General features: G+C 72.1%; 5 protein-coding genes. 3 read left to right on the top strand and 2 right to left on the bottom strand.

Annotation, left to right across the window (positions count from 1 at the left end; genetic code table 11):
- Together VFM98_RS13605 and VFM98_RS13600 are read left to right on the top strand one after the other, a co-directional pair.
- Positions 1-807: aldehyde dehydrogenase family protein (locus VFM98_RS13605; RefSeq protein WP_325110454.1), on the top strand; the 807-nt coding region annotated here is incomplete at its 5' end.
- A gap of 112 nt (positions 808-919) precedes the next feature.
- Positions 920-1,927 carry a hypothetical protein gene (locus tag VFM98_RS13600; RefSeq protein WP_325110453.1) on the top strand — a complete coding sequence of 336 codons (1,008 nt, stop codon included), beginning with the start codon at positions 920-922 and terminating at the stop codon, positions 1,925-1,927.
- Here the strand turns inward: VFM98_RS13600 and VFM98_RS13595 are convergent.
- Together VFM98_RS13595 and VFM98_RS13590 are read right to left on the bottom strand one after the other, a co-directional pair.
- On the bottom strand, positions 1,914-2,117 hold the full coding sequence (locus VFM98_RS13595; protein WP_325110452.1) for a zf-HC2 domain-containing protein: 204 nt from the start codon (positions 2,115-2,117) through the stop codon (positions 1,914-1,916). The two genes, VFM98_RS13600 and VFM98_RS13595, sit on opposite strands and share 14 nt — an antisense overlap.
- Positions 2,114-2,671 (bottom strand): sigma-70 family RNA polymerase sigma factor, encoded by a 558-nt coding sequence (locus tag VFM98_RS13590; RefSeq protein WP_325110451.1) that lies wholly within the window; start codon positions 2,669-2,671, stop codon positions 2,114-2,116. The genes VFM98_RS13595 and VFM98_RS13590 overlap by 4 nt, the downstream gene beginning before the upstream one ends.
- A 99-nt stretch (positions 2,672-2,770) precedes the next feature.
- Between VFM98_RS13590 and VFM98_RS13585 the strand changes: the two genes are divergently transcribed.
- The coding region (locus VFM98_RS13585; RefSeq protein WP_325110450.1) for a MarR family winged helix-turn-helix transcriptional regulator at positions 2,771-3,409 on the top strand (639 nt) is incomplete at its 3' end.

Below are 3,409 nucleotides of genomic sequence, written 5' to 3'. Positions count from 1 at the left end.
CTGGCCGCCGCGGCCAATCTCACGCCGGTGACGCTGGAGCTCGGTGGCAAGTCGCCCGCCATCCTCGACGCCAGCGCCGACGTGGTGCAGGCGGCGCAGCGCATCGCCGCCGGCAAGCTGTTCAACGCGGGCCAGACCTGCATCGCGCCGGACTACGTGCTGCTGCCGCGCGCCGCGCGCGATGCGTTCGTCGAGGCGTTCACGGCGGCGGTGCGCCGCATGTACCCGCGCTTCGCCGGCAACCCCGACTACACCAGCATCGTCAACGACCGCCATTTCGCACGGCTGCAGGGCCTCGTGCGCGAAGCCGAAGCGGCGGGCGCGCGCGTGCTGCGGATAGGGGAGGAGGCCGACGGGGCAGCGAGCCGCACGTTCGCGCCGGTGCTGCTGCTCGACCCGCAACCGGACCTGGCCGCGATGCGCGAGGAGATCTTCGGCCCGGTGCTGCCGCTGGTGGCCTGCGACTCGCCCGAGGAAGCCATCGGCTTCGTCAACGCGCGCCCGCGGCCGCTGGCGCTCTACTGGTTCGGGCGCGACCGTGCGCACCGGCAGCAGGTGCTGACGCGCACGCTCGCCGGCGGCGTGACCGTCAACGACGTGCTGCTGCACATCGCGCAGGAGAACCTGCCCTTCGGCGGCGTGGGTGAAAGCGGGATCGGCGCCTACCACGGCGAGCACGGCTTCCGCCGCTTCTCGCTGGAGAAGCCGGTGTTCGAGCAGGCGCGCTGGTCCGGCAACGACCTGATGCGCCCGCCCTACGGCGCGCGCGCCGAGCGCATCCTGCGGCTGCTGCGCCGGCTGCTCTGAGCGACCCCGCACCGGGCAGGGACATCGCCGCGCGCGTGCAAGAAGCGCGCGCCTTTCCCGACCAAGGAAGTGCGACCGCATGGTGCGGCCGCTTCACTGAAAGGGAACCTCCATGAAGACACTGGCAGCCCGGATGGCGGCCTGCGCCCTGTTCGCCACGCTGTTCGCCACCGCCGCGGCACCGGCGGCCGCGCACGAGCGCACGCTGTTCATCACCAGCGCGACCGAACACGCGGACGACACGGCGACCTTCCCGCTGTACCGCGGCCGGCACGGCAACACCGACGTCTGGTACATCGTCCTCGACAGCTCCGACGGCAAGGACGCGGAGCGGCGCGGGGTGAACCATTCGCAGAAGCTCGCCAACGTGCGCGGCACGCAGGCCGCCCAGAAGGTGTCCGTCGATGCGAACGGGGTGGTGCAGTTCCCGGCCACGGTGGACTTCTCCTTCCAGCGGCGCGTCATCCCCGGCCCGGCGGGCTTCCCGCCCTCGCTGGCCGACCCCGGCGCGGTGGGCGAGATCGGCTACAGCCCGCTGATCCAGCTGCCCAACGGCGTGATCCTCAATGCGCCGCACATCGCCAACTTCACGGGGCAGGCGGCCAAGGTGCGCGGCATGGACCTGGGCACCTACACCGTGCGCATGGAGCTCACCCGCGGCTTCCAGGGCGGCCGCGGCGTCCTGTACTTGTCCACCGACGCTTCGGATCCCGCCGTCGCGGCGCTGGAGAACGTCACCTTCGCGCCGCAGCTGAAGTTCGCGCCGCGCGCCGGGGGCGACGGCACCGATTCCGCGCGGGCCAGCCTGGCTGCCTTCGTCAACGGCCAGACCGGCGCTGCCAATCCGCAGCGGCAAGGCCTCAATTCGGCGCTGCTGGACGGCCTGTCGCCGCTGAACGTGCTGTTCTGGAATCCCAAGCAGGGACGCTACAGCCCGTTGTGGGACGTGTATCCGGCCCAATGGAGCGCCAACGCCGTGGCCACCGGCCGCAACCTGCGGCAGACGGATTTCGGCCAGGTGGAGAACCTGGCGCAGGACGGCCGCATCACCGGCCCGGACGGTGCGCGCTTCGCCGCGGCCGATTTCGTGGTCAACTGCCCGATCGTCAGCCGGGACTAGGCGGATCGTCGGAGCCGCCCAGGCTGCGGACCGCCTCGCGCAGGAAGCGGAACTGCTGGTCGACGGCGCGGCAGCCCCGGCAGATCAGCAGATGCGCCTTCAGCGCCGCCTTCTCCTCCAGCGAGAGCTCGCGATCGAGCTGCTGCGACAGCAGCTCGGTCGCGCGCCGGCAGGACAGGCGCATGTTCATGCCCGGAACCAGTTCTTCTGCAGGCACAGGCGCAAGGCCATGCGCGAGCGGTGCAGCAGCACGGAACAGTTGGCGGCGCTCAGCCCGAGGTCGCGGCAGATCTCCTCGATCTCGCGCCCCATCTGCTCGCGCAGCAGGAACACCTGCACGGTGCGGCGCGGCAGGTGCGCGAGGCAGGACTCCAGCACGCGCCGGAATTCCTTCTGCTGCAGCGACGCCTCCGGTGTCTGCCACTCGTGGGGATGCTCGCGCCAGTGCTCGTGCTCGTCGAACAGCGACTCGAATTCCTGCGCCGCGGCCTCGGCCTGGGGCGCATCCAGCGGCGCCTCCCGCTGCTCGCGCCTCACCACGTCGATGCACTTGTGCTTGAGGATGCCGGTGAGCCAGGTGCGCAGGCTGGAACGGCCGTCCCAGGACGCGGGCGCCGCCAGCGCGGCGAGCAGCGTCTCCTGCACGGCGTCCTCCGCCGACTGGGGCGCGCGCAGCACGCGCGCGGCATAGCGCACCAGTTCCGGGCGCAGGGTCTCCAGTTCGCGGCGGAAGTCGGGCCCCATGGCCGCAGGATGATAGCGGCGCGGCGGGCCCCGGCAAGGCCGGCCGGCGGCGGCGCCGATCGTTGACTGCGGCAAGCATTTGGCCGACACTCGCACGCCATGCCAGGCAGTCCTTCCGGCCGCGTCGCCCCCTCCCACGTGAAGGCGGTGCGCGCCTTCAACCGCTTCTACACCCAGCGCATCGGCGTGCTGAGGCGCTATCTCGACACCGACTTCACCCTCACCGAAGTCCGGGTGCTGTACGAGCTCGCGCACCAGCCGCCGCTGCCCGCCCGCGACCTGGTACGCGGCCTCGGGCTCGACCCGGGCTACGTGAGCCGCATCCTGCGCCGCTTCGAGCAGGCCGGCTGGGTGGCGCGCGAGGCGGCCCCGCACGACGGCCGCCAGAGCCTGCTGCGCCTGACGGAAGCAGGCCATGCCGCCTTCGCGCCGCTGCAGCAGCGCTCGCGCGACGAGGCCGCGGCGCTGCTGGCCACCGTGCCCGCCGCGGCGCGTCCGCGCCTGATCGCCGCCATGCACACGGTGCACCGGATGCTCGAGCCGGCCTCCGCCGCCGCGCCCCGCATCGTGCTGCGCGAGCCGCGCCCCGGCGACCTGGGCTGGGTGGTGCAGATGCACGGCGAGCTGTACGCGCGCGAATACGGCTTCACCACGGAATTCGAGGCGCTGGTGGCCGATATCGCGGCGAAGTACCTGCGCGAGTTCGACCCGGAATGGGAAAGGGGCTGGATCGCCGAG

Source organism: Ramlibacter sp. (assembly GCF_035706265.1).
In the GTDB taxonomy this organism is placed as follows: Bacteria; Pseudomonadota; Gammaproteobacteria; order Burkholderiales; family Burkholderiaceae_C; genus Ramlibacter.
This window is presented reverse-complemented; position numbering and strand designations above follow the sequence as displayed.

What these genes read in the sequence shown, in the direction of transcription:
- VFM98_RS13600 (WP_325110453.1), top strand. Translation starts at nt 920, where the DNA reads ATGAAGACACTGGCAGCCCGGATGGCGGCCTGCGCCCTGTTCGCCACG.
- VFM98_RS13595 (WP_325110452.1), bottom strand. Translation starts at nt 2,117, where the DNA reads ATGAACATGCGCCTGTCCTGCCGGCGCGCGACCGAGCTGCTGTCGCAG.
- VFM98_RS13590 (WP_325110451.1), bottom strand. Translation starts at nt 2,671, where the DNA reads ATGGGGCCCGACTTCCGCCGCGAACTGGAGACCCTGCGCCCGGAACTG.